The following is a 25,566-nucleotide window of genomic DNA, read 5'->3' on the forward strand; positions in this document are numbered from 1 at the left end:
CGGACGACCAGGACGACCGCTCCGGGCAGGGCGGCCACGAAGCTCAGCACGCCGTACACGACGGCGACGCTCAGCCCCATGCTGGCGCCCAGCCCCGCCGCGCCGAACGCCCAGGCGGTGACACCCTCGCGGGGGCCCCAGCCGCCGACGTTCAGCGGCAGGCCCATCGCCAGCAGCGCCAGTACGGCCAGCGGCAGCAACTCGGCGACGGAGGCCGAGGATCCGGCGACCCGGGCGGCGACCACGAACATCCCGAGGTGGCCGGAGAGGACGACCACGGAGGAGAACGCCACGCCAGGCAGGTTCTCGCGGGAGAGCAGGGCGCCGCGGGCCTCGGTGAGCGCGGCGCGCAGAGCCCGCGCCCTTCTGGCCGCGACGCTCGGGGCGCGGTTCATCCGGACGGCGACGGCGACCGCGACGGCGCCCACGGTGGCGAAGGCCGCCATCAGGGCGACCCGGCGGGCATCGGCCAGCACGGGCGACGGCTGGGTGAGCAGCACCGCTCCGCCGACGGCGATCAGCGCGATCTGTCCGGCGACCCGTTCGAGAACGACCGCACGGACCCCGCGCCCCATGTCACCGGCGCTCTGCCCGTGCCGTACCGCACGGTGCACGTCGCCGAGGACGCCGCCGGGGAGGGCCGCGTTCAGGAACAGCGAGCGGTAGTAGTCGGCGACCGCGGGGCCGAGGGGCAGCTTGATGCGCAGGCTGCGGGCGACCAGGGCCCAGCGCCAGGCACTGAACACGGTGGTGAGCAGTCCGATGCCGAGGCCCACGAACAGTGTCGGTACGTCGATCCGGCGCAGCCCGTCCAGGAAGACACCGGTGCCGAGGCGCCAGAGCAGGATGCCGAGAATCGTTACTCCGGCGAGGGTGCCGACGTGGGGACGCAGGGCTCGGGCGGCGCGGCGGAGGCGGCTCGGGTTGGATGCCTGCGGGGCGGCGTCCCGGGGCCCGACGAAGCCGATGACTCCGGCGCGGCCGGCCGAGGAGCGCTCCGCGGGATATGCGGCGCTTTTGCTGCGGGCCGGCGGGGGCCGGTCGCTCCCCCACTCTCGGCTTCGCTCGAGCGGGGGGACCCCCATCGCGGCGGAGCCGCTGATCGATACAGCCCCGCTCCCCTGTCGGGGCGCCGGCGCGCACCCGACTTCCCCGAGGCCCCTCAGCACGACCTCCGCCGCGTCGACCGTCTGCACGCTCATGACGTCGGCCCGCTCATCGGCCTGGCCAGGGCCAGAAGGTCGCTGTGGTGGACCTCGACCCGGAGTTCGCCGGCCGCGCAGGCCTCCAGGCGGTCGGCGAGGTATGTGTCGGCGCGGGACTTCAGTGCCGGGCGTTCCTCGACCGCCGCCGCGACCCAGCCGCGCAGCCACTCCGCGGTGAGCGGGGCCTCCACGGGGCCGAGACGCCAGGCGCTGGGGTGGACGTGGACCGTCGCGCCCCGCTGGTCGAAGGCCTCGCAGGCCGCGGTGACCGCGTCGGGGCCGAGCAGTCCCCCCCGTCGCTGGTGCGTGTTGAACGCGTCGGCGATGTCCCCGTCCAGCGGGTCGGGGGTGCCGAATTCGACGCGACCGGCCACGGACAGGGTCAGCAGGGCGGGGCAGCCGGCCCCCGCGCAGGCGGTGGCGAGGGCGTCGACCTCCTCACGGGTCAGCACGTCCAGCAGGGCGGACGCGGTGACCAGCGAGGCGCCGAACAACGCGTCGGAGGTGAGCCGGGCGACATCTCCGCGCCGCGTCTCGACCGTGACGCGGCTGCCGTCGGCGGCGGCGCGCGGCGAGGCCACGGCGGCGAAGTGCAGGAGGTAGGGGTCGCGGTCGTGCAGGACCCAGTGCTGGGCGCCGTCGAGCCGGGGTGCGAGCCAGCGGCCCATGGAGCCGGTGCCGCAGCCCAGGTCGTGGATGACGCGCCCGCCCGCCTTTCCGGGCAGGTTGGCCAGCCGGATGCGCAGGGGGTCGAGCAGTTCGACGGAGCGCGCGGCGGCGTCGGCGCCCTCGCGCAGCTCCAGCCAGTCGGGCGCGTACCGCGGCGGGTCGTCGGGGCCGGCGTCGCGCAGCCGGATGGTGCCCCGCTCCCCCGGGCCCACCGGCCCGGCACCGGCCTTCACGTCACGGTGCGTGGGCTGGGCCGGAATCCCGGCGGCGGGCTTGGCATTCGCGTCCACCGGAGTCACCGGTCCCCGTCGCTGGATCTCCGACGCCGCCGAAGCGGTGACCGTCGTCGTCTTCTTCATGCCGCGCTCCTTGCATCCCGGGGAAGCAGACCCCGAGCCGACTCGACATCGGCGCCCACGAGAACCACCAGAGCCCGCCGACCGGCCTGCGACCAGACCGAAGTCGTGGCCGTCGCCGTCTTCTTCATGCCGCGCTCCTTGCGTCCCGGGGAGTCCGCCCCGGCGCCGCAACGAGACTCCGCAGCGCAGCCGCCCGGCGTCCCCGAGCGGCGACCAGTTCGATGTCGGCGTCCAGGATGGTCGCCGTCGTCGTCCCCTTGTGCAGGCCGCTCTCCGAGGTTCCCGAGAGGATCCGCCCCCGGCCCCCGACGGCACTCCGCAGCGAGGCCGCCCGGCGTCCCCGCGCGGAGACCGACCCGGCCGAAGTCGTCGTCGCCGTTGATGGCATCGCCGTTTTCATGCGGCCCTCCGGGGTTCCCAGGGGATCCGGCCCAGTACTCCGGCCAGGCTCCGTGCCGTCGCCGCCCAGCCGTCCAGGGCTGCCCGGCGGCCTCTGGCGGCCGCCTTCAGGCGCCGGCGGACATCCGCCTCGCCGAACCAGCCGCGCAGTTCCGCCGCGAGCGCCGCCGGGTTCTCCGGCGGTACGAGGATGCCGGGGACGCCGCCGTCGGGCGCGCGCCCGACCGCCTCGGGGAGGCCGCCGACGTCCGTGGCGAGGACGGGGATGCCGCGCGCGAGGGCCTCGGTGACCGCCATGCCGTAGGTCTCCGCGTAGGAGGTGAGGACCATCAGGTCGGCGGCGGCGTAGCTGGCGTCGAGCTGGGCGCCCGCCTGGGGGCCGGCCAGGTGCAGCCGGTCCTGCAGGCCGTGCTTCGCGATCAGGGTGCGCAGTTCGGCGACGTACTCGGGGTCCTGTTCGAGCCCGCCGACGCAGACGCAGCTCCACGGCAGGTCGGTCACCGCGGCCAGCGCCTCCACCAGCCGGTGCTGGCCCTTGCGCGGGGTGACGGCGGCCACGCAGAGGAGGCGGGAGACGCCGTCGGTGCCGGAGGCGAGGGGGGCGATGTCGGCGCCGGGGGCCGCCATGTGCACGCGGTCCGGGGCGAGTCCGTGGTGGGAGACCAGGCGTCGGACGGCCCAGTCGCTGGTCGCGATCACCGACGGGACCGCCCTCAGGGTGGTCCGCTCCAACGCGTCCAGCTCCGCCGCGACGACCGGGTCGAGGCCCGTCTCGTCGCCCAGCGGGAGGTGCACCAGCACTGCGAGGCGCAGGCGTTCGGCCTCCGGGACGATGATCTCGGGGACCCCGCAGGCCACCAGCCCGTCGAGGAGGACGACCGTGCCGTCCGGCAACTCGCGCAGCGTCCGCGCCAGTTCCTCGCGGGCGTCCGCGCCGGGCCGGGGCCAGTCACCGGCGACGGCGTGCTTGTGGACCTGCCAGCCGAAGCCGGGCAGGTCGAGGCTGATCCGCCGGTCGTAGGCGTTGCCGCCGCTCGGCTTGGCGGGGTCGTCGACGCCGCCCGGCATCACGAAGTGCACGGAGCGCAGGGACATGGGGATGATCGCCGCGTTCTTGAGGGCCGCGTTCTGCACGGGCACGTAGTTGAGCGTGGTCACGTGAGCCTGTACCTGTACCTGTACCTGAGCCAGGGCGGCCGAAGGCGCCGCCGGGGAGAGGGGAACCGCGCGGTCGAGGGTCGTGTCGGTCACAGGGCACGCTCGTAGCTCGCCCAGGCGACGTGCGACTCGTGCAGCGTGACGGTGAGGCCCGCCAGGCCGCGCGCGCCCTCACCCAGGGCGCCCTTCTCGATCCGCGCGGCGAGCCGGTCGGCGATGACCTTGGCCAGGAACTCCGTGGAGGTGTTGATCCCGGCGAAGTCGGGCTCGTTGTCGAGGTTGCGGTAGTTCAACTCGCTCACCACGGCACCGAGTTCCTGGGTGGCCAGGCCGATGTCGACGACGATGTTGTCCTCGTCCAGCTGTTCGCGGCGGAACGTGGCGTCGACGAGGAAGGTCGCTCCGTGCAGGCGCTGTGCCGGCCCGAAGACCTCTCCGCTGAAGCTGTGGGCGATCATGATGTGATCGCGGACGGTGATGCTGAACAACGGACGACCCTCCAGGTGCGGCGCGTCTTGCCCCCTGCTGATCGCTGCGGGGGCATGCCGAGTAGTACGGCTGCCCGGGGCAGCATGTTCAACGGCTTGTTCAAACGATTCTGTCAGCCGGCGTCCGGATAGCGGACGCGATGGCAGAGTGCCGGAATCTCCCCGGCGGCGAGCCTCGGCAGTACGTCCGGCAGTTCCTCGAAAGCACACTCACCGGTGATCAGGGCATCGAGCGCCGGATCGGCCAGTAGGTCGAGGGCCAGGGCGAGCCGGTCGGCGTAGGTGCGGCCGGGCCGCGCGGCCGGCGACACGGTCCCCACCTGGCTGCTGCGGACGGTGAGCCGCCGGGAGTGGAACGCCTCGCCGAGCGGCAGGCTGACGCGCCGGTCGCCGTACCAGCTCAGCTCGATCACCGTGCCCTCGGCGCCGAGGAGTTCGAGCGAGCGGGCCAGGCCCGCCTCCGTCGCGCTCGCGTGGACGACCAGGTCGCACTCCCCCAGGGCGTCCGCCGGCAGCGCGAAGTCGACGCCGAGCGCCTCCGCGATCTCCGCCCGCCCGGGATCGGCGTCCACCAACTGCACGCGCACACCAGGGAACCGGGCGATCAGCGCGGCCACCGACGAACCGATCATCCCGCCGCCAACCACCGCGATCCGGTCACCGGCCAGCGGCGACGCGTCCCACAGGGCGTTCACCGCGGTCTCCACGGTCCCGGCGAGCACGGCCCGTTCGGCGGGCACCGAGTCCGGCACCACTGTCACCGCGGCCACCGGGACGACGTACCGCGTCTGGTGCGGGTAGAGGCAGAAGACCGTACGGCCGACCAGCGTGTCCGGGCCCTCCTCCACCACACCGACGTTGAGGTAGCCGTACTTGACCGGACCGGGGAAGTCGCCCTCCTGGAACGGCGCCCGCATGGCGGCGTACTGGCTGACCGGGACCCCGCCCCGGAAGACGAGCGTCTCCGTGCCGCGACTCACCCCGGACCACAGGGTGCGGACCAGTACCTCGCCCTCGCCGGGATCCGGCAGCTCGACGTCACGGATCTCTCCGTGGTCCGGCGAACCGATCCAGAACGCACGTGCGGCGCGCTTCATCGGCGTCCTCCTGAACACTTGGGAAGTTGTTCACGTACTGCGATGTGCACAGTCCGCGCACAGTACGCGGCATGATCCACTCTGTACATACGGCGGAGGACTCGCGGTGGCCCTGAACAACACGTACGAGGCGAGGCTCGTCCAGCAGGAAACGGCTCTGGGGGCGGGCCTGCAGGTCCTGTTGCTGACCCTGCTCGGCTCGGCGATCGGCCTGGGCCCGGCGGGGTGGCTGACCGGGCTGACGTTCGCGATCGCTACCTGGGCCGTCCTGTCCCGCGCGCTGCACCGGTCCGGGTCGAAGTCGTTCGGTCCGGCCAACCGTGTGACCCTGGGCCGGGCGACACTGGTCGGCGGGGTGACGGCCCTGGTCGCGGACTCCTTCGAGAGCTCGCCGCCGGTCACGCTGTTCGTCGGGCTGACGGCCGTGGCCCTGATTCTCGACGGCGTGGACGGCAAGGTCGCCCGCCGCACCGGCACCTGCTCGACACTGGGCGCGCGCTTCGACATGGAGGTCGACGCGTTCCTGATCCTGGTGCTCAGCGTGTACGTGTCGATGTCGCTGGGCCCGTGGGTCCTGCTGATCGGCGGCATGCGCTACGCCTTCGTCGCCGCGGCCCGTGTCCTGCCCTGGCTGAACGCCCCGCTCCCCCCGAGCACCGCCCGCAAGACCGTGGCCGCCCTCCAGGGCATCCTGCTGCTGCTCGGCGCCTCCGGATACCTGCCCCTCGCGGCGACGCAGGCCGTGATCGCGCTGGCCCTGGGGACGCTGGTCTGGTCGTTCGGCCGGGACATCCTGTGGCTGTACCGGACGTCCCGCCCGCGTACGGCGCCCGTCGCGTCGATCGCCTCGGTCGAGCAGCAGCTGCGCGCGCTGGTGCCCGAGTCCGTGTCCCGCTGAGACGCGGTCCGCGCAACAAGGCGCGGACCGCGTGTGCCTCAACTCACTTGCGCGTTCAGCGCGACCCGGGGGTCCAGGGGCGGAGCCCCAGGGCTGGGGACCGGGGAGTCACTCGGCTCCGCCGGTCGCCTCGTCCTCCAGCTCCTTCGCCAGGCGGCGCAGATGCGGCCCGTACTCCGGGTGGTTGAGCGCTGCCGCGAACTGAGCAGTGAGGTAGGCGAGCGGGTTGCCGGTGTCGTACCAGCGGCCGTGGATCACCTGGCCGTAGACGGCCCGGCTGGCGGCGTAGGCATTGATGGCGTCGGTGAGGTAGACCTCGCCGGTGCGATGGTCGTACCAGCGCTTGGTCTGGTCGCGTAGTTCGTCGATGATGCCGGGCGTGATGACGTAGCCGCCGATGGCCGCGTACCCGGAGGGCGCGTCCTGCGGGCGGGGCTTCTCGACCAGGCCGGTGATGCGGAGCAGACCGTCGTCGAGGTCCTCCTTGACGACGGGGACGCCGTAGCGCTGCGAGTCGCCCGGGTCCATCGGCATCAACGCGAGGACCGGGGAGTTGGTCGCCTCGTACGCCTTGATCAGCTGCTGGGCCCGCGGGACCTCGGCGACGAACACGTCGTCGGGCCACAGCACGAGCATCGGCTCGTCGCCGAAGTTGCGGGCGGCGTTGAGGACCGGGGTGCCGTTGCCGTACGGGCCGTGCTGGTCGAGGTAGGTGATGTGGCCGAGCCGGGACAGCTCGCCGACCTCCTCGACGGCGTCCGCGTAGGCGGCCTTGCCATCGGCCCGCAGTTGGTCGACGAGGCCGGGGTTGGGCCGGAAGTGGTCCTGGATCAGGCCCTTTCCGCCGGACACCACGATGGTGATGTCGGTGATGCCGGAGGCCACGAGCTCCCGGACGGTGTGCTCGATGACCGGTTTGTCACCAACGGGCAGCATCTCCTTCGGTGTCGCCTTGGTGAGCGGCAGCAGCCGGGACCCCAGTCCGGCTGCGGGAATGACTGCCCTGCGAATCGTGGCCATAGGCCCCCCTGTACGAAAGCGCGTACGCGTATCAACGGTCGTTGTGCCTGGTCGTGCGTTGTTCCGCATCGTGGTGCTCAGTGGTACTGCTCGATGCTCACCCGTGCCGGTCGGCGCGAGTGGTGTGTGACGCTACCAATTCGGCATGCCCCACCGCCGTGCCGGCCAGACCCTCGGGGCTTCCGCCGGCCATGGTTCAGGCCCGGCGCGGCAGTACGGCGATCGCCACGAGGGGTACGGCGGCCAGCACCAGCCAGGGCGTCATCGCGGGCAGTCCGGTGTCGAGAAGGGTGCCGGTCAGCGAGCTGCCGACCAGCACGATCAGGCCGGAAACCGACGACAGGGCGCCGGTGTAGAGGCCGAGCCGGCCCTCTTCGGCGAGGTCGGGCACCCAGGCGCGGGCCACCGGCGCGACCAGCATCTGGCCGAAGGTGAGCAGGACCACGAAGCCGGCGGCGGGCAGCAGCCCGACGATGCCGGTCCACCCTGCGGGCCTGGCCAGGGCCACGACAGCGAACCCGGCGGAGATCAGCAGCATCCCGGCGACCATCGAGCGGCGCATGGCGAGCCGGTCGCCGACCCAGCGGGTGACCGGCAGTTGAGCGGTCACGACGAGCAGCGAGGACAGGGCGAACAGCCAGGCCAGCGCGGTCTGTGAGCCGGTCGCGCGCTCCACCTCGGCGGGAAGCGCCAGATACAGCTGGTTGTACGCGAGCAGATAGGCGCCGTACGCGGAGCAAAGTGCGAGAAATCGCCGGTTGCTCAGCAGGGTGCGCACGCCCCCTTTCGCGCGGATGCGCTCCCGGCCGGGTATGTGCTGCGGGAGCAGCCAGGCGTGCCCGGCGAGGACGAGTACGAAGATTCCGGCGCCCGCGAGGCACACCACCCGGAAGTCGACGGACAGCAGCAGTCCGCCCAGCAACGGCCCTACGAAGGCGCCCGCCTGTCCGGCGACGGTGAACAGCGCGAGGATCCGGGTGCGCGAGCCGTTGCCTGTCTCCTCCCAGACCACCGCCTGCCGGGCCACCTCGGACTCGACGGCGGGCGAGAACAGCGCGGCGGCGAAGCCGATGAGAAGGACGGCGCCGATGACGGTCGCGGTCGAGTCGGCGTAGCCGAGCCAGGCGAAGCCGGCGATGCGCAGGGCGCAGCCCGCGAGCACCACCGGCCGGATGCCGTACCGGTCGGCGAGCGCGCCGCCCACCACGAACAGCCCCTGCTGGCTGAAGGTCCGCAGGCCGAGGACGAACCCGACGAGCCATCCCGCCATGCCGATGCCCTGCCCCAGGTGCTCGGAGAGGAAGGGCAGCACGGCGAAGAAGCCGACGTTGAAGGCGAGTTGGGTCAGGATCAGCAGCCGCAGCAACGGTGAGAGCCGCATCCGGGCGGGCGCCTCGCCCTGAAGGCCGACGGTTGCGGGGGCGGTCACTGAAAGACCAACTCTCTAGTCTGCGGACGCGATTGGGCCACCTGCAGCGTCTTCCGTCGCCACCGCATCCTGAGCAGCGGCGACAGGCGCATCCGGGCAAGCGCCTCGCCCTGAAGACCGACAGTTGCGGGGGCGGTCACTGGACGGCCAACTCTCGTGCCTTTGGGAGTGGTTGGGCCGCTCGCACCGTCTTCCGCCGCCGCCGGACCGTAAGGCCTGCGGCGGTGACGGCCAGGGCGCCGAGCAGGGCGAGTACGGCGGCGGGGGCGAGGACCGCCCAGGGGGCGCGTTCGGCGTACGGCTGGTTCTCGGCGAGGAGCAACCCCCATTCCGGGGACGGTGGTTGGGCGCCGAGGCCGAGGAAGCCGAGGGCGGCCAGGGCTAGGGCGACACCGGGCAGCCGCAGCAGGGCGTGTCGGGTCACCGGGGGCAGCGCGGCGGGCAGGAGTTCATGGCGCAGGACGTACCAGCGGTCGGCGCCCAGACCGCGGGTGACCGTGACATGGAGGGTGGCCCGTTCCTGGCGCAGCAGGGCGGCGGTGTGCGCGGCCAGCGGCGCCCACGCGACGGCGGTCACGGCGAGCGCGGGGGTGGCCCCGCCGCTGCCCACTACCGCCGTGACGAGCAGCGCGGCGAGTACCGGAGGTATCGCGTTGACCGTGTCGACGAGTGGTCCCGACAGCCGGGGCGCCAGCCCGAGCACCACCCCGATCAGCAGGGCGGCGGCACTGATCGCGGAGGCGAGCAGCAGCGTGTCGAGGGCGCCGTGTCCGACGCGGGCGAGAACGTCTCGGCCGAGCGCGTCCGTGCCGAACGGGTGTGCCCAGGACGGGGGTTGGAGCCGGGCCCTGGTGTCCAGCGCGAGCGGGTCACGCGGCAGCCCGAGGGCGACGACGCCGAGCAGCACACCGGCGTACAGCAGGGGCGGGGTGCGGCGGGCGGGCGGTGCGGGCCGGTGCAGGGAGGAAAGGCCGCCGTCGCGCAGGGCGGGGCCGATGAGCAGGCGGGCGGCGACCCGGGTCGCGCCCGCGGCGAGGGACGCGAGCAGGACGAGGACGAGGGTGCTCGCCTGGAGGACGGGCAGGTCCTGGGCGACGGCTGCCTGGAGGGCGGTGCGGCCGAGGCCGGGGATGTCGAAGATCTGCTCGACGGCGACCGAGCCGCCGGTCAGTCCGACGACGAACAGCCCGGCGTTGGGGAGCAGTGCGGGCAGAGCGCGCCGCACGGCCTGGCTCGCGATGCGCCGGGCGGGGATGCCGCGTGCGGCGGCGGCCAGGGCCCAGGGTTCGGCGAAGGCGCCGGGCAGCAGGTCGTCGAGGAGGCGTCCGAGCAGCGCTCCGGCGGGCAGGCCGAGGGCGAGCGCGGGCAGGATCGTCCACTGGAGTCCGTACCAGCCGAGGGCGGGCAGCCAGCCGAGCTGGACGCCGACGACGGTGGCCAGCACGGACGCGGTGAGGAACTCGGGCAGCGCGGAGACCATCGCCGACCCGCTGCCACCGCCGCACCGCCGCCCGCCGCTCCACAGCGTCCGGGCACACACCAGCGCGGCGACGAGAAAGGCGATGGTCAGCGCCACGGCCATCAGCAGCAGCGAGGCGCCGAGCGCCTGCAGGACTCCGGGCATGACCTCGGCCCCGGAGATCCAGGACCGCCCGGCGTCGCCGCGCGGCAGCCCGCCGAGCCAGTCCCCGAGCAGCCGCAACGGCTCGGCGTCCAGGCCGAGTTGGTCCCGGATGTCGGCCAGCACGGCCGGGGTGGCCTCGCGCTCCGCCGACCGGGCCTTGAGCACGGTGAGCGCCGGGTCGGTGCGGGTCAGCCAGGGCAGCAGGCCGATCCCGCACACGAGCAGCGCTGCGAGCAGGGCACGCCACAGGAGCGTGCCCACACGTCCTCGCACGGGTCAGCGCCGCGTTCCGGTACCGACCAGCGTGCGCTCGTACGGATCGAGGCGCACGCCCTGTACGCCGGCGTCGACGCCGGTGATGATCCGCTGGTGGACCAGCGGGACGACGGCGTCGGTGCCGAGGATCAGGGCCTCCGCCGCCATGACCGCGTCCTGCCGCTCGGCGGTGTCCTCGGTGCCCTCGGCCTTGGCGACGGCCTGGTCGACCTTCTGGTCGCAGAGCAGGGAGAGGTTGTTGCCGCCGTCGCAGGTGTAGTCACCGGCGAGGACGGAGACGGGGTCACCGGTGTCGAGCATGGTGTTGCGGGCGGCGACGGCGGCGTCGAACTTTCCGGCCAGCAGGTCGCTTTCGAGGCGCGAGTACTCCCGCACCTCCAGCGTCACCCTGAACCCGGCCTTCTCCAGCTGCTGCTTCAACACCTGGGCGGCTTCCGGAAGTTCGGGCCGGTTGTCGTACGTGGCGAGGGTGACGGAGGCACCGTCGGGCGCCGCCGCCGCCTTCGCCCGGCCGGTGGGCTGGACGCGCTTGCCCTCGGCCCAGGTGAGCGCCGGGCCGTAGATGCCCTGGCCGGCGTCGGCGTGACCTTCGTAGACGCCGTCGGCGAGCGCGGAGGTGTCCACGGCGGCGCGGGCTGCGGCGCGGAGCTTCGGGTCCTTGAAGACGCCGGACCTGGTGTTGAGGTGCAGGGAGGTGGTGCGGGCCGTGGCGGTCTCGCGGCGGGTCTCCTCGTCGAGGGAGGCGGCCTGGGCGACGGGGATCGACTCCGCGATGTCGACCTGGCCGGTGCGCAGGGCGTTGGTGCGGGCGGTGCCGTCGGCGATGAACCGGGCGTCGATCCCGACGGATTGGGCACGGCCGCCCCAGTAGTCGTCGAAGCGGTCGAGGGTGGCCGCGGTGGTGCCCGTCGTCTTCGTCAGCTCGAAGGGTCCGGTGGCGGTGCCGACCGGGTCGACGGCGCCCTTCTTCGCGAACGCCTTGGGCGCGAGGACGGCGAGGCCGGGGCTGGACAGGCGCAGCGGGAGCACGGGGTCGGGCTCGGCGGTGGTGACGGATATACGTCCGTCGCCGGCGGCCTTCGCGGTGAGGGTGACGCCGGTGAGGGCGGCGGGCTCGGGTTTGGTCTGCGTGGCAAGCGTGAGGGCGGCGGCGACGTTGGCCGCGGTGACGCCGGTGCCGTCCTGGAAGGTCGCCTCGCGCAGCGTGAACAGCCAGGTGCGGTCGTCCTTGCGGGTCCAGGACTCGGCGAGTGCGGGGGCGGCGGAGCCGTTGGCGTCCAGGGCGGTCAGGCCCTCGGTGACGCCGAGGCGGCTGAGGAGCGTGGCGTCGGCACCGTACGGCGAGAAGTTCTCGGCGGGCGGGAAGGCGAGCGCGACCCGCAGCCGGGAGCCGGACCCGGCGTCCGACGACGAGTCACTGTCGTCGCCGCCGGAGGCGAAGCAGCCGGTGAGCAGCGGGGAGAGCAGCAGTCCGACGAGCAGTCGGCGACGGCGGGGGGTGCGCATGGTCCTCAGTTCCGTAAGAGGGGCGGGGTGGTGCGGACTGGAGCCGCACAGAAACGGAAGAGTATCTGATAATCATTTCCAATAGCCACCCGGGTCGGCCACCGCCGATCACCGCCGATCACCGCGTCAGCGGAACCTCGAAGTGCACGACGCCCTGCCCGCCACCAGCGTCCTCACGCTCGTCGCACACGACCTTGCCCAGCGACAGCCAGAACTCCTCGGCGCCGGACACGGCCGGGTCCGTGTGCAGATACACGGCTCGATAGCCTCCGTCGGCCGCCGCGAAGGCCAGCAGTTCGGCCACGAGCCACCGGGCCAGACCGCGCCTGCGGTGCTCCGGACGGACGTACACCCGGCGCAACTGCGCGGTGGCGCCCGAGGGATAGCGCTCGGCGACCTGGCGCGGGTTCGGCGGATGGACGGGGCCGCGCGAGTCGAGGGCGGCGGTGGCCACGACACTCGCGTCACGCTCGTCGACCGCGACCAGGAGAGCGTGGCGGGCGGGCGCGAGATAGGCGGACGCCGGGTCCACGATGTCACCGTGCCAGCGAGGTACGTAGCCCGTTCCGAAGTCGCGGTAGACGGTGTCGAGCATGATGGCTCGCGCGCCGTCGAGATCGTCGGGGGTCGCCGCCCTGATGCAGTAATTCAGCACCTGCACATCATATGCATTTAGGTTGATCGAACAAATGATCGCCAACTCCATGCCATCGCAGCCCAGTTGAGGGCGAGGCGATTTGACAGAGCCCCGAGCGCCGCATAAAAACTTGCCACATGACATTCATTTTCAAAATGACCGGCGAAGAACCGGCCGAGCCGGCTGCCCAAGGACGAGGAGCGGCCCGGTAATGCGCGTCGCGTTCGTCGGCAAGGGCGGCAGCGGCAAGACCACGCTGTCCGCACTGTTCTCCCGCCATCTCGCACGCTCCGGCGCGCCCGTGGTCGCCATCGACGGCGACATCAACCAGCACCTGGCCGAGGCACTCGACCCGGTCGACGGCGAGGCCTTCGCCGCGCCGCCGCTCAGCGCCCACCTGGGTGACATCAAGGACTTCCTGCGCGGCACCAACCCGCGCATCGAGTCGCGCGAGGCCATGGTCAAGACGACCCCGGCCGGCCGGGGCTCACGGCTGCTGCGTCCGCTCGGCGACGACGAGATCCACCACCGGCACGTCGAACGCGTGGGCGGCGTACCGCTGATGGCGACCGGCGCCTTCGACGAGAGCGACCTGGGTGTGGCCTGCTACCACTCCAAGCTGGGCGCGGTGGAGCTGTACCTCAACCATCTCGTCGACGGCCCCGACGAGTATGTCGTCGTCGACATGACCGCCGGAGCGGACGCATTCGCCTCCGGGCTGTTCACCCGGTTCGACATGACGTTCCTGGTCGCCGAGCCGACCCGCAAGGGCGTCTCCGTCTACCGCCAGTACCGCGACCACGCCCGCGAGTTCGGGATTCCGCTCGCGGTGATCGGCAACAAGGTCACCGGCGAGGACGACCTGCTCTTCCTCAAGGAGGAGACGGGCGACGACCTGCTCACCCACCTCGTCCAGTCCAGCTGGGTGCGCGCCGCCGAACAGGGCCGCGACCAGGGCGAGTTGGAGCCGCAGAACCTGCACGCGCTGAACCAGCTCCGGGACGCGGTCGACGCCCGCCCCAAGGATTGGGCCACCTTCCAGCGGCACGCCGTCGAGTTCCATCTGCGCAACGCCCGCGCGTGGGCGGACCGGGCGACGGGCCTGGACCTGTCCGAGCAGGTGGACCCGGAGTTCGTCCACGGGCCCGCCGCCCTCGCCTGACCCCCACATGGACAACCCGTCACGCACCCGTGAGAACGAAAGAACAGGAAACCCCCTCATGTCGCTCGACGTCTCCCCCCAACTCCTCGCCGAAGCCGAGCAGGGTGACATCCGTGCGGACGACTTCGTCGAAACCGTCCGCATCTCCCTCCCCTACGCCTACGACCTCATCGCCGGCCTCGCCTCCGAACTCCAGGGCGGCACCGCCGAGTTCGCCGACAACCAGACCCCGCCGCCCTCCGAGAAGGAGCGCGGTCAGCTGCTGCGTGCGCTGGCCAGTGACGCCATCCGGGGCAGCCTGGAGCGGCACTTCGGCATCGCGCTCGCCTTCCAGAACTGCCACCGGGTCGCGGCCTTCCACCCCGGCGCGCAGAGTGGCGCGACCTATGCCCGCTTCACCTCGCTGCGCTCCCAGGTTCTCAACCAGTCACCGGAGTTCCGCGACTGCTGACGCGTCGGCCCGGACACCCGCGCGCCCGAATGCCCGCCCCGAGAATCTCGATAACGATTCGACAACCCCATGGCCTTCCGGGCCGTAAGGTCGAACGGGCGATCGACATAGGGTCCGGGGGGTGGGATCGACAGTGGCCGGGTGATTGCCCGGGGCACTCCGGAACACGTGGCGGTCGAGGTTCGTTCTCATACAGGGACGTTCCTGCGTGCACTCCTGGAGAGGAAGTGAGCACGATGGCGACCGACACCGAGGTGACCGATGTGTTCGACCCGGCCACCGAGGACGAGAGCGACGCTCCCCTCCCCCGACTCGCCACCGGGGGTGGCTCGGTCGACCAGGTGCGGGACTACCTCCGGCTCATCGCCCGGGTCCGGCTCCTCAGCGCCGAGCAGGAGGTCGACCTCGCGAAACGGATCGAGGCCGGGCTGTACGCGGAGTACAAGCTCCTGGAAGAACCGCCCTCAGACGCCGTACTCCAGCGGGAGTTGGAGATCCTCGCCGCGGACGCACAGCGCGCCAAGTCCCACCTCATCGAGGCGAACCTCCGCCTGGTGGTGTCGGTCGCCAAACGCTACACGGGTCGCGGACTGTTGTTCCTGGACCTGGTCCAGGAGGGCAACACGGGCCTGATCCGGGCCGTCGAGAAGTTCGACTACGCCAAGGGCTTCAAGTTCTCCACGTACGCGACCTGGTGGATCCGGCAGGCGATCTCGCGCGCACTGGCGGACCAGGGCCGGACCATCCGCATCCCCGTACACCTGGTGGAAGTCATCAACCGGGTGGCCCGTACCCGCCGCGAGCTGATCCAGGACTTCGGGACGGAGCCCACACCGGAGGAACTGGCGGAGAAGGCGGGCGTCCCCGTGGAGCGACTGTCGGAACTCACCGCCTACACCAGGGAGCCCGTCTCGCTGCACACCGCCCTCGGCGAGGACGGTGACGGCGAGTTCGGCGACCTGATCGAGGACAGAGACAGTGTCACCCCGATGGACATGGTCACCTTCCTGCTGCTCCAGGAGACCATCCAGTCCATCCTCGCGGAGATGTCCCCTCGGGAGGCCGGGATCATCTCCCTGCGCTACGGCCTGTCCGGCGGCCGCACCAGAACCCTGGAGGAGATCGGCCAGGTGTACGGCGTCACCCGCGAACGCATCCGCCAGATCGAGTCCAAGACGATGTCCAAGCTGCGCCACCCGTCCCGCTCCCAGGTGCTGCGGGACTATCTCGACGCGATGTGACCCGGCCGCCCTCCGGGGCACGGGAGTCAGACGGTGCCAAGTGCCGTACGGAGGAAGCCGAGCACCTGCCGATGGTGACTTCGGCGGCGTGGGTTTCGCGCGGGGCGTCGAGCATCACGAAGTCGTGGATGGCGCCCTGGTGGCGGACAGCCGTGACGGGTACGCCGGCCTCGCGCGGCGCGACAGCCACGCACAGCGCCTCCGGCCATCGGCGGGTCGACGCGCCGGCCCCGAGCAGGACGGGCCGGCCAGGCAACCCTGCTCCCAGCTGCTGCTCCGGCTGTTCACGGCCGACGTGAGCGGCGGCCCGCCGCGCCGGCCCGCCAGGGCTCGCCCCCGTCTCACGTGTGTTCACCGGGGGACGTAGTCTCCAGCTCGGCGAGTCGCTGACGTGGCCGTGCCGCCGCACCCCGATCCTGGGCCGGCGGGCGGCGACTTCCCGCTCCACGCCGATACGACGACCGTCTCCCCGCACGGTCTCGCACCGCTCCAGAGCCACCGGAGAAGCATGGCAACCGACGACAGCACGTCCGATTCTCCCGCCCCCTCCCCCTCTCCCACCCCCTCCCCCGGCGTCCAGGCGCGTGCCACCGCGCTGCTGGGCCGGCCCAAGCTGTGGCTGCTGCCCACCGTCCTGACCGGGCTGCTCGCGCTGCTGCTGTCGCTGCTCTACATGGGCGGCATCGTGAGCCCCAACCGCGACCTGCACGACCTGCCCATCGGCATCGTCAACGCGGACCGGGACGAGCCGCTGCCCGGGCAGAAGGAGAACCTGGGTGCGCAGATCACCCGGGCGATCACCACCGACACCTCCAACGGCGACAAGGCCGAGTGGCGTGAACTGAGCCTCGCCCGGGCCCAGGACGAGCTGGACTCGGGCAAGCTCTACGGCGCGCTGGTCGTGCCCGACGGCTTCACCGCCTCGGTCGCCGCGCTGACCGGCGCCGACGCCACCGCCCGTCCGGCGCTGACCGTGCTGACGAACCCCGGCAAGGGCAGCCTCGGTTCCTCCCTCGCCAGTCAGATCACCACGCTGGCCGCGCACCAGGCCTCGCAGACCATCGGCAAGCAGCTGACGGCGAGCGCGACGGGGGCGAACGCCACGACGAAGCTGCTGCTGGCCGACCCGGTCACGGTCACCCCCCAGGTCGGCCACCCCATCGGCACCCACAGCGGCCTCGGCCTCAGCACCTTCTACTACACGCTGCTGCTCGTGCTGGCCGGATTCCTGGGCGCCAACGTCATCAGCAACGCGGTGGACACCTCCCTGGGCTACGCCGACAACGAGATCGGCCCCTGGCACACGCGCCGACCCACCGTGCCCGTCAACCGCACCCAGACGCTGCTGCTGAAGATGGGCATGACCGCCGGGATCACACTCCTGAGCGTCTCCCTGATCATGGTCGCCACCATCGGCATCCTCGACATGGACGCCGACCACCTGCCCCTGCTGTGGCTGTACTCGTACTGCGCCACCCTCGCGGTCGGCCTCGGCGTCCAGGCCATCAACGCGGCCTTCGGCGGGATCGGGCAGCTCGTGTCGATGTTCGTGTTCATCGTCCTGGGCCTGCCCTCGTCCGGGGCCACGGTCCCGCTCCAGGCGGTCCCGGACTTCTACCGCTTCCTGTCCGTGTTCGAGCCCATGCGGCAGCTCGGCGACGGGGCGCGCGCGATCCTCTACTTCGACGCCCGCGGCGACGCCGGACTGACCCGCGCCTGGATCATGATCGCGGTCGGCGCCACGCTCGCGCTGCTCTTCGGCTTCGCGATGGCCCGCTACTACGACCGCAAGGGTCTCGAACGCCTCACTCCGCAGCCTTCCTGAGCCGAAGCCGGCGCCGGAGTGGCGGTGTTGACGTCAGCAGTTGCCCGTTCACCCTTCCGGGCGGTGGCCTCCGGCTGACAGACTCACCAGGGTGCCCGACTTCGACATGCTTGTCATAGGATCCGGCCCTGGCGGCCAGAAGGCTGCCATCGCGGCGGCCAAGCTCGGCCGCCGGGTCGCCGTCATCGACCGCCCCGACATGGTCGGTGGGGTCTCCATCCACACCGGCACCATCCCCTCCAAGACGCTCCGCGAGGCGGTGCTCTACCTCACCGGCCTCACCCAGCGCGATCTGTACGGCCAGAGCTACCGCCTCAAGGAGAACATCACCGTCGCCGACCTGACCGCGCGCACCGAGCACGTGGTCAGTCGCGAGGTCGACGTCATCCGCAGCCAACTGTCCCGCAACCACGTCTCCCTGTTCGCCGGCACCGGCCGCTTCGTGGACGACCACACCGTGGCGCTCCAGGAAGTGACCGGCAACGAACGGCTGTTGAGCGCCGAGCACATCGTCATCGCCACCGGGACCCGGCCGGCCCGCCCGGACACCGTCGAGTTCGACGAACGCACGATCATGGACTCCGACAACGTGCTCAACCTCGAGGGCGTGCCGCGTTCCATGGTCATCGTCGGCGCCGGGGTGATCGGCATGGAGTACGCCTCCATGTTCGCGGCCCTGGGCAGCAAGATCACGGTGGTCGAGAAGCGGCCCGGGATGCTCGACTTCTGCGACATCGAGGTGATCGAGTCGCTGAAATACCATCTGCGGGACCTGGCCGTCACCTTCCGCTTCGGTGAGACGGTCGCGGCGGTGGAACGCCACGCCCGGGGCACGCTCACCATCCTGGAGAGCGGCAAGAAGATCCCCGCGGACGCGGTGATGTACTCGGCGGGCCGCCAGGGCCTCACCGACGAACTCGCCCTCGACAAGGCCGGGTTGTCCGCCGACCGGCGCGGCCGGATCACCGTCGACGAGCACTACCGCACCGAGGTGCCGCACATCTACGCCGTCGGCGACGTCATCGGCTTCCCGGCCCTCGCCGCGACCTCGATGGAACAGGGCCGGTCAGCGGCGTACCACGCGTGCGGCGAGCCGGTCGACGGGATGCACAACCTCCAGCCCATCGGCATCTACACCATCCCCGAGATCAGCTTCATCGGCCGCACCGAGGACCAACTCACCGAGGAGAGCATCCCGTTCGAGGTGGGCATCTCCCGCTACCGCGAGCTGGCCCGGGGCCAGATCATCGGCGACTCCCACGGCATGCTCAAGCTGCTGGTCTGCCCCGAGACCCGCAAACTCCTCGGCGTCCACTGCTTCGGCACGGGAGCGACCGAACTGATCCACATCGGCCAGTCCGTGATGGGCTGCGGCGGCACGGTCGACTATCTCGTCAACGCGGTCTTCAACTACCCGACGCTCGCGGAGTCCTACAAGGTGGCGGCGCTGGACGCGACGAACAAGTTGCGGCAGATCGACCGGTTGCGGGACTGAGTCACGCCGTACGGCTGGGCCTGCCCCAAGGGGCTCAGCCGTACGCGGCGTACCGTACGAACGAGGTCCAGCCGTCCCGCCCGACCGCGAAGTGCGGGATCCCACCGGCTGCCCCTAGACCGTACGTTTGTACTTCTCGCGGGGTCTGGTCTGACTGCGTGGTGGCTCTGTGTTGCGGGCCTGCGTACCCAGTGCGACCGTGTACGAGGGGGCACCGCCGATGGCCTGGCAAGAGGCAACCTTGACCTTGCAGGTCACGGCATACGCGTCGATACACGAACCGCATCGCGCCCCACCATTCCCGGCGCCTGCCACTCCGTAATTCGGCGCGTGTCCATCAACCCCGGGGGACATCGCACAGAAAGCGGGAAATTCAATGGCGAACGGTCCCATGGACAGGCGCGCCTTCGGCGAGCAGCCCAATCGGCCCAACGGCTCCCTCGGGGACCAGGGCACGGAGTACACCGGCCGGTACGTGGTCCTGCTCGACCCGAGCAACCAGGAGGGCGGGCTGAACGCACTGCGTTCCGCCGCCGACATCGCGCCCGTGGAGCGTGTCCGAGGAACCGAGAACGTCAACGTCGCCGAACTCCTTGAGCGCCCCGACGTCTCGGTGCACTTCGAAGACCTCGCCGCCGCCGTCGTGGAAGTGCGATCCGAGCAGCGCCACTCGCTGGTGACCACCGCCGAGGCAGACCCCTCGATCCTCGCTGCGGAGCCGGAGCGCATGGTCTACGCCTCGCAGATCATGGCTCCGAACCAGGCGCCGACCGCGTTCTTCCCGGCCTACCGCAGCGATGAGGAAGTGGTCAGCCGGCAAAGCTCGGCCGAAGCCGCCGCATCCCAGGGCCCGGCCTGGGACGAGCAGAACGCGACCTGGGGCCTCCAGGCGATCAGGGCCACCATCTCCGGTATGACGGGACGCGGTGTGAAGATCGCCGTTCTCGACACCGGTGTGGACACCGACCACCCGGACCTGGTCGGGTGCATCGAGGAGACGGCGTCCTTCGTGCCCGGCGAGACCGTCGAGGACGTCTTCGGCCACGGCACGCACTGCATCGGCACTGCTGCCGGTCCGGCCAAACCCCAGAACGGGCCCCGCTACGGCGTGGCACCCGAGGCCCGGATTCTCGCCGGAAAGGTACTCAGCAACGCGGGCAGCGGCACCGACGGCCAGATCCTGGCAGGCATGGCCTGGGCGGTCGCCCGCGGCGCACGGGTGATCTCCATGTCGCTCGGCGCCGCGGTCCAGCCGGGCGAGCTCTTCCCGCAGACGTACGAGATCCTGGCCCGGCGCGCGCTCGAACGCGGGACAGTGATCGTCGCCGCCGCGGGCAACGAAAGCCGACGGCCAGGGTCCGTCCGGCCCGTCGGCCGACCCGCCAACTGCCCCTCCATCCTCGCGGTGGGCGCTCTCGACAAGGGCCTGAGGACGGCGTTCTTCTCATGTGCAGGCATCAACGGCCAGGGCGGCGAGGTCAACATCGCCGCGCCAGGCGTCGACATCCACTCGTCCGTCCCCGGCGGCGGGTACGACCGGTTCATGGGCACCAGCATGGCCACGCCGCACGTCGCGGGTGTCCTCGCACTGCTCGCCCAGGCGAACCCCAACGCTTCTGCGGCGGATCTCAAGGCCGATCTGCTGTCCAGTGCGTTCCCACTGATGCGGCCGGTCAAGGACGTCGGCTCGGGTCTGCTCCAGGCCCCGTGAACGAGTCGTCCCGGTCCGAACCGGTCGGGGTCGTCCTCGCGGTCGACGTCGACCGGTTCGCGGAGGTCATCGAGGACGCGCGACGGACCGGGCTGACCGTCACGGGCGAGCAACCGATCCTCGGCACGCTGTCGGGAACCATCGCCGAGGACCGGATCCCGGCTCTGAAGGCGGTCGCCGGCGTCGAATCCGTAGACCGCGACCGCACCATCGACCTCCCCCCGCCCGACTCCCCCATCCAGTGAGTCCGATCCAGTGATGAAGTGAATCCGAGAAGCGGGGTGCGGGATCAGCGAGGTGTGGCCAGGGACCTTCCTTCCGTCCCTGGCCACACCTGCGCCGTGCCGTCGGCCCTGTCAGTGTCGTCCCGTGAGCCCCGCCGGGCCGGCGGCGGACACCTCGAGTCGGCCGGAGACGGCGGCCGGGAGCGCCGTGACCGCTCTGGTCGGCGGGTTGAGATTGACGACGCCGGAACGGACCTTGACCGTGCCGACCACCCGGCTCTGGGTGTCGCCGATCAGCAGGCAGGACCGGAACGCCTCCTGGCGGACGTAGATCTGCGGGCCGTTCGCGTCGGTCCACAGGGTGCCGTCGGAGGCTTCTCCGTAGATGTACGACCAGGTGTTGTCCGTGTCGAGGACGTACGCCTCACCGCCGGGCGGGATGTTCCACCAGCCGCGGGTTCCCCAGCGGCCGTAGTCGGCGCAGGTGTCGGGGCTGAAGAAGAGGATGGCGGTGGAGACGGTGAGGTGGTATCGGTTTCGGATGCGAAGTTCCATGATCAGCTCTCACCTTCCTGGAACCGGATGCGGAGCGGCGTCTGATCGACGAGCCCGTCACCCGGAGGGAGTTGGTGGTTCGACATCCCGTCGGTAGCACCGACGGAGGACATGACCGGGGCACTGCCGAAAGCGGACGTCGGATCCGTCGGCCGTTGGCCGTCGGATTCCTGCGGCTTCTTGAACTGCTGCCGCAGCGGCCGCGGGTCGAGGTGCTCGTCGCCCGGCGGAAGGGCCTCGTCCGTCATGGGCGCGGAGCCGGCGTCCGTCGGGGACCCGGTGCCCTGAGCCGCGTGGAACGCCTCCCACAGGTCGGCGTCGGTTCGCTGTGGCGATGCCTCGATATCGAAGTCACTGGTGGGGTCGAGCTGCTTTCGCGGGGCGTTGTCGCTCATCTCTTCCTCCTGGTGTCCGTCGGCTCGACAGGTGGTGGAGAAGTGGGAGCAGTGGCGGTGAGGGGTGGGTGGAATCGCGCGCGTCGGGTCCGTCCGGATGGATGGATGGACAGACGGACCCGACGCAGACCTGGAACGTCCGCGTGCGGGCCTCAGATGCGGATCAGCGCCTGGGCCGGTCGGCCGCCGCTTGCGGTCACGCTCGTCTCCGAGACGCCGCCGTCCGGTGTCCTGCACTGGACGGTGTAGACGCCGTCGGCGCGGACGGAGAGCGTGAAACTCCCGTCGGCGGCCGACAGCACGGCGATGTCGGGATACGGCTCCGGTCCGCCGGCGAGGTACACACTGGCGTCCGGAACGGGGTTGCCGGTCATGTCCTGCACCACTCCGGTGATCAGGCGGGCCGACTCGTCGCTGTGCGGCACCGGCGTCTCACCACCTTCGCCGCCTCGGGCGGCTGGAGGGCGCCCAGGGCACCCTGGACGCCGCCGTCATGCGGTCCAGTTCGACAGGTTGTCATAGACAGGCCTGGTGATCCTGGTGCCGGAGTTGGTGGTCGCGCCACCGTAGGCGTGCACCGCGATGCCGTAGCGGCCGCCGTTGACCACGCGGTACACCGCGCTGCCGCTCTGTCCGCCGGCCGTGTCGATGTCGTAGTACACCTTCAGCGGGTTCACCGAGCTGATGCCACGGCCGTCGTACCACTGCGTTCCCGGCGGTTGGTCCCCGGGGTACCCGGAGATGTTGCCGACGGACTTGAGCAGATCCGCGTCCGGCCACGCCCCGAAGCCGAACCACCCGGTGGTGGAGCCCAGTTCCGTGGGGATGATGATGCCGCCGTAGTCGTAGTTCTCGTCTCCGGACTGGGTCCAGCCCATCACTGAGCGGAAGTTGGTGCTCGTGACAGAGCCGTACGGCAGTGCCGTGCCGTTGCGGCCCGGCATGACCTGGATGCTCTTGACCCACCCGTCACGTCCGGCCACACCGCTGTTCTTGATGTACACCACGTGACCGGCCGTCGCGAGCGTGTGCGGCCCGATGAACCATCCGGTGCCGATCCACCGGGAGTTGTCCGCGGCGGTGATGAGCAACGACGCGTGCGCCCGCCACGGATAGATCGCCGTGTTCTGGATCTGGACACGGTCGTCCGGTCCGTGAACGGTCTCGACCACCGGGTGCGCGGGGCCGAACGACGCCTCACCGATGTCGGGCAGTACGGCGGTCGGCGCCGTCCACACCTCGGCGGAGAGCGCGTCGTACTCCGGGCGCCGGTACCCCTCCACGTCTTCCAGACCGTCGTTCGAAACCGGCGGCGGGGCGGGTGTTCCTGCCACGCCCTCCGACGGGCTGCGGAAGAGTGGCTGCTCTGCGCCGAGAGCCGACAGTTCTTCAGGCTGGTTCGACACGGCCGTGTGCTGATCACGTGTCATGTCCTTGGTTCCTTCCATGGGGAGACCGACGCGCCACGATCCACCGGCGGCTGCCGGTGGACGGCTGAGGGGCGGAAACGCGGACGGAAGACAAGGGACCGACAGGGTCGGGGAAGGCGCGGCAGAGGGTCGTGACCGACTGTGCCCTTCCATGGCACCGCCTTGGCCCATAATCGGTATAAATTCCCTCATCAGCCACAATAAGCCCATCCGGGTGATCCGGCATCAGCTTCCAGCGAGCGGCACCGACAACGTTTCCACACGGAAAAGCCCGCTCGGGAGGCCCCGTCCGACACGGGACGAGGCCTCCGGAGTTGGTTGCCGGCTCACCCGTAGCGGCGCCGGGAGATCAGTCCCAGTTGATGTCGGCCGGGCTCTCCAGTGGCGTCCGCTCGGCCGCCGCCTCAGGTACGAGCAGCTTGTCTCCCCCGTGGAGAGAGGAAGGGAAGCGGATGTGGGCGCGTTCCTCGATTTCGTCGAGCGTGACCTGGAAGACGCGGAACTCTTCCAGGCCCAGGGTTTCGAGCCGGTCCAGGTTCTGGGTGAGCACGAACGCCTTGGTCTTCAGCTCGCCCCCTTCGACGAAGGTGATGACCTTCCAGAACTCTCGAGGGATCTTGACGCCCCGAAAGACGTGATCGTCATCCTGGAAGACCGGCCCGCCGAAGACGCTGACCTTGAGGTCGTCGACCTCGACATCGGCGAAGACGGCGTCCTCCAGCTTCCCCCACAGCCCGTTCTTGGCACTCTGGTTGAAGTCGTCCATCTGCGGGGTGATGTTGGTGTAGAAGAACGAGTCGGTGTTCGCCTTCTGCGCCTCCGGCAAGCCGCCCCACAGCAGATCGGCGCGGCGCGCTATGTGGCCGCGGTCGAGACGGTTGGCCTCGTACAGCTCGTTGCCCACCTGCGCGTTGGCCGGGAGCCGGGGGTCCTTGGTGAACGGGATACCGGACCGGCTGAGCCGTTTGAGGGAGCCGCCGTCGATGTTCCACCCGACCCAGAACGGGAAGTGGCGCTTCTTGCTGATCGCCAGCGAGAAGTGCGTGTAGGGAATGACCTCGGAGCCGTCGAGCCGCACGGCGTCGCCGCTGATCTCCGCGGTGAGTTGCGGGATCTCGATCTGCTCACCCAGGAAGTCCGGGTTGTAACCCTGTAGTGGCGTGACCTCTGCGGGCGACGGCCGCTGCAGGCCGATGTCGAGCTTTTCGAAGACTGAGCTCGACAGACATGCAAGTGCGTGCTCATCGGAGTTGCTTGCGTCCTCACCGCCGAAGTGCACTCCGGCGATGATCTTGCTCGGCCTTCCGTTGCTCTGCTTGAACAGCCATACGGCGCCGGAGTCGCCCCCGCTGCTGATCTCCCCGTCCACCGCCGGGTGGTCGTCGTCGGGCCCGATCTCGAAGCAGCCGATTATCTTCTCGCCGACGTCGCCCTCGTAGTCGATCTTGACCATGGTGTCGATGCGGCGAACCACCCCATGAGTGACCCCGGTGGTCCGGCCACTCTTGATCACCTTGTCACCGAGTTCCGGCTCGCCCAACTCCTCGGGCGATACGCCAAGTTCGCAGATCCTCCGATCGAAGTCGCGGCTTGGATCGATGGTCGCGACCGCACAGTCGCCCGCGGCACCGAGATGGGACCTCCTCAGGGCGCCGAGGCGGTTTCGGGACACACGGTTGTCGTCAAACTTGCCGGGCTGCACGACAGCCTCACCCAGGTCGCCGTCCGGCCCCTGCAGAACGTGCCAGTTGCTCAGCACGTACGGGGTGCCGTCGGCCTTGTCGAACACGATGCAGCCGATCGTGCCGGCCGAGACGGTCACGCCCCCGACGCTCGCCCCGGGCATGACAGGGTTCAGGCGGGTCTTGCGCTCCGGCTTCCTGACCTCGGCCACCACGCGGAAGTGCGGCGTGTAGCGGCGCTCAATGACGTCGGTGGGTACCTCGACACCGTTCACCGTGATGGCCGCCGGTATTCGAGTCGTCCCCAGCGCCTCCAGCGCCTCCGGCTCGGCCTTGCTGTCGACCGTGAACTGCAGCACTATCTGCTTTCCACGCGTGCCGTTCTTGACTTTCTGACCGATGCCGACGGACGAGATGTTGGGATCCCTGAGCAGATCCTGGCCTTGAGCACGGATGTAGTGCCGAAGGGACTCGATCATCTTGCCCTCGGCAGAGACCGACTTCCGGGGCGGCGCGGCGGTCTTCTTCTTGCTGTTGGTGGCCATGAAACGGTGCGTCCTTTCGCAGGCAGGGGACTGCGTGCCACCAATCAGCAAATCAGCTATACGTTACATATGCCTCAAATGGTCG

Annotated in this window: 24 protein-coding genes and 1 pseudogene; 8 read left to right on the plus strand and 17 right to left on the minus strand. The window is 70.7% G+C overall.

Annotation, left to right across the window (positions count from 1 at the left end):
* Positions 1–80: 80 nt before the first annotated feature.
* The 7 genes and pseudogenes from OG734_RS07030 to OG734_RS07060 form a co-directional block, all read right to left on the minus strand.
* Positions 81–1,202, minus strand: a pseudogene (locus OG734_RS07030) (lysylphosphatidylglycerol synthase transmembrane domain-containing protein); the annotation flags it as partial.
* Positions 1,199–2,233 (minus strand): trans-aconitate methyltransferase, encoded by a 1,035-nt coding sequence (locus tag OG734_RS07035; RefSeq protein ID WP_330286598.1) that lies wholly within the window; start codon positions 2,231–2,233, stop codon positions 1,199–1,201. The gene OG734_RS07035 and the pseudogene OG734_RS07030, both read right to left, overlap by 4 nt.
* The gene (locus OG734_RS07040) at positions 2,230–2,361 is read right to left on the minus strand and encodes a hypothetical protein (RefSeq protein ID WP_330286599.1); all 132 of its coding nucleotides are present in this window, start codon (positions 2,359–2,361) and stop codon (positions 2,230–2,232) included. The genes OG734_RS07035 and OG734_RS07040 overlap by 4 nt, the downstream gene beginning before the upstream one ends.
* Positions 2,358–2,633, minus strand: coding sequence for a hypothetical protein (locus OG734_RS07045; RefSeq protein WP_330286600.1), 276 nt, complete (start codon positions 2,631–2,633; stop codon positions 2,358–2,360). The genes OG734_RS07040 and OG734_RS07045 overlap by 4 nt, the downstream gene beginning before the upstream one ends.
* Positions 2,630–3,883: a glycosyltransferase family 4 protein gene (locus OG734_RS07050; RefSeq protein WP_443064836.1), complete on the minus strand. Its 1,254-nt coding sequence runs from the start codon at positions 3,881–3,883 to the stop codon at positions 2,630–2,632. The genes OG734_RS07045 and OG734_RS07050 overlap by 4 nt, the downstream gene beginning before the upstream one ends.
* Positions 3,880–4,278, minus strand: a complete 399-nt coding sequence (locus OG734_RS07055; protein WP_105971207.1) for a 6-pyruvoyl trahydropterin synthase family protein — start codon at positions 4,276–4,278, stop codon at positions 3,880–3,882. Before OG734_RS07055 ends, OG734_RS07050 begins: the two co-directional genes overlap by 4 nt.
* A gap of 113 nt (positions 4,279–4,391) precedes the next feature.
* On the minus strand, positions 4,392–5,375 hold the full coding sequence (locus OG734_RS07060; protein ID WP_330286601.1) for a zinc-dependent alcohol dehydrogenase: 984 nt from the start codon (positions 5,373–5,375) through the stop codon (positions 4,392–4,394).
* Positions 5,376–5,481: 106 nt separating this feature from the next.
* Here OG734_RS07060 and OG734_RS07065 point away from each other — a divergent pair, with 106 nt between their 5' ends.
* Complete coding sequence (locus OG734_RS07065; protein ID WP_330286602.1) at positions 5,482–6,273, plus strand: CDP-alcohol phosphatidyltransferase family protein; 792 nt, start codon at positions 5,482–5,484, stop codon at positions 6,271–6,273.
* A 108-nt stretch (positions 6,274–6,381) separates the two neighbouring features.
* On the opposite strand, the gene OG734_RS07070 is transcribed toward OG734_RS07065, so the two are convergent.
* The 5 genes from OG734_RS07070 to OG734_RS07090 form a co-directional block, all read right to left on the minus strand.
* A complete protein-coding gene (locus OG734_RS07070; RefSeq protein WP_330286603.1) occupies positions 6,382–7,293 on the minus strand; it encodes a UTP--glucose-1-phosphate uridylyltransferase in 912 nt (303 codons plus the stop codon).
* A 196-nt stretch (positions 7,294–7,489) separates the two neighbouring features.
* Positions 7,490–8,674: an MDR family MFS transporter gene (locus tag OG734_RS07075; protein WP_330293591.1), complete on the minus strand. Its 1,185-nt coding sequence runs from the start codon at positions 8,672–8,674 to the stop codon at positions 7,490–7,492.
* Between the two features lie 184 nt (positions 8,675–8,858).
* Positions 8,859–10,619 carry an ABC transporter permease subunit gene (locus OG734_RS07080; protein ID WP_330286604.1) on the minus strand — a complete coding sequence of 587 codons (1,761 nt, stop codon included), beginning with the start codon at positions 10,617–10,619 and terminating at the stop codon, positions 8,859–8,861.
* Between the two features lie 3 nt (positions 10,620–10,622).
* On the minus strand, positions 10,623–12,128 hold the full coding sequence (locus OG734_RS07085; RefSeq protein ID WP_330286605.1) for an ABC transporter substrate-binding protein: 1,506 nt from the start codon (positions 12,126–12,128) through the stop codon (positions 10,623–10,625).
* Positions 12,129–12,246: 118 nt separating this feature from the next.
* Complete coding sequence (locus tag OG734_RS07090; protein ID WP_330286606.1) at positions 12,247–12,783, minus strand: GNAT family N-acetyltransferase; 537 nt, start codon at positions 12,781–12,783, stop codon at positions 12,247–12,249.
* A gap of 193 nt (positions 12,784–12,976) precedes the next feature.
* Between OG734_RS07090 and OG734_RS07095 the strand changes: the two genes are divergently transcribed.
* The 7 genes from OG734_RS07095 to OG734_RS07130 all read left to right on the plus strand — a co-directional run bounded on the left by OG734_RS07095 (position 12,977) and on the right by OG734_RS07130 (position 20,895).
* Positions 12,977–13,927: an ATP-binding protein gene (locus OG734_RS07095; protein ID WP_330286607.1), complete on the plus strand. Its 951-nt coding sequence runs from the start codon at positions 12,977–12,979 to the stop codon at positions 13,925–13,927.
* Positions 13,928–13,985: 58 nt separating this feature from the next.
* Positions 13,986–14,378, plus strand: coding sequence for an SCO5389 family protein (locus OG734_RS07100; RefSeq protein ID WP_330286608.1), 393 nt, complete (start codon positions 13,986–13,988; stop codon positions 14,376–14,378).
* 236 nt (positions 14,379–14,614) lie between these two features.
* Positions 14,615–15,619, plus strand: a complete 1,005-nt coding sequence (locus OG734_RS07105; RefSeq protein ID WP_330286609.1) for an RNA polymerase sigma factor — start codon at positions 14,615–14,617, stop codon at positions 15,617–15,619.
* A gap of 508 nt (positions 15,620–16,127) precedes the next feature.
* Positions 16,128–17,444: a DUF3533 domain-containing protein gene (locus tag OG734_RS07115; RefSeq protein ID WP_330286610.1), complete on the plus strand. Its 1,317-nt coding sequence runs from the start codon at positions 16,128–16,130 to the stop codon at positions 17,442–17,444.
* Positions 17,445–17,535: 91 nt separating this feature from the next.
* Complete coding sequence (sthA, locus tag OG734_RS07120; protein ID WP_330286611.1) at positions 17,536–18,939, plus strand: Si-specific NAD(P)(+) transhydrogenase; 1,404 nt, start codon at positions 17,536–17,538, stop codon at positions 18,937–18,939.
* A 376-nt stretch (positions 18,940–19,315) separates the two neighbouring features.
* Positions 19,316–20,650: a S8 family peptidase gene (locus OG734_RS07125; RefSeq protein WP_330286612.1), complete on the plus strand. Its 1,335-nt coding sequence runs from the start codon at positions 19,316–19,318 to the stop codon at positions 20,648–20,650.
* A complete protein-coding gene (locus OG734_RS07130) occupies positions 20,647–20,895 on the plus strand; it encodes a hypothetical protein (protein WP_330286613.1) in 249 nt (82 codons plus the stop codon). Before OG734_RS07125 ends, OG734_RS07130 begins: the two co-directional genes overlap by 4 nt.
* Positions 20,896–21,006: 111 nt before the next feature.
* Here OG734_RS07130 and OG734_RS07135 read toward each other — a convergent pair whose 3' ends face one another.
* From OG734_RS07135 to OG734_RS07155, 5 genes are all read right to left on the minus strand, one after another.
* Positions 21,007–21,429, minus strand: coding sequence for a DUF1036 domain-containing protein (locus OG734_RS07135; protein WP_330286614.1), 423 nt, complete (start codon positions 21,427–21,429; stop codon positions 21,007–21,009).
* Positions 21,430–21,431: 2 nt separating this feature from the next.
* Positions 21,432–21,824 (minus strand): hypothetical protein, encoded by a 393-nt coding sequence (locus OG734_RS07140; RefSeq protein WP_330286615.1) that lies wholly within the window; start codon positions 21,822–21,824, stop codon positions 21,432–21,434.
* Positions 21,825–21,976: 152 nt separating this feature from the next.
* On the minus strand, positions 21,977–22,249 hold the full coding sequence (locus tag OG734_RS07145) for a carboxypeptidase regulatory-like domain-containing protein (protein ID WP_330286616.1): 273 nt from the start codon (positions 22,247–22,249) through the stop codon (positions 21,977–21,979).
* Positions 22,250–22,315: 66 nt separating this feature from the next.
* The gene (locus OG734_RS07150) at positions 22,316–23,254 is read right to left on the minus strand and encodes a trypsin-like serine peptidase (protein ID WP_330286617.1); all 939 of its coding nucleotides are present in this window, start codon (positions 23,252–23,254) and stop codon (positions 22,316–22,318) included.
* A 349-nt stretch (positions 23,255–23,603) separates the two neighbouring features.
* Complete coding sequence (locus tag OG734_RS07155; RefSeq protein WP_330286618.1) at positions 23,604–25,481, minus strand: DNA/RNA non-specific endonuclease; 1,878 nt, start codon at positions 25,479–25,481, stop codon at positions 23,604–23,606.
* Positions 25,482–25,566: the final 85 nt, after the last annotated feature.

Origin of the sequence: Streptomyces sp. NBC_00576, from assembly GCF_036345175.1 — a bacterium.
Lineage (GTDB): Bacteria > Actinomycetota > Actinomycetes > Streptomycetales > Streptomycetaceae > Streptomyces.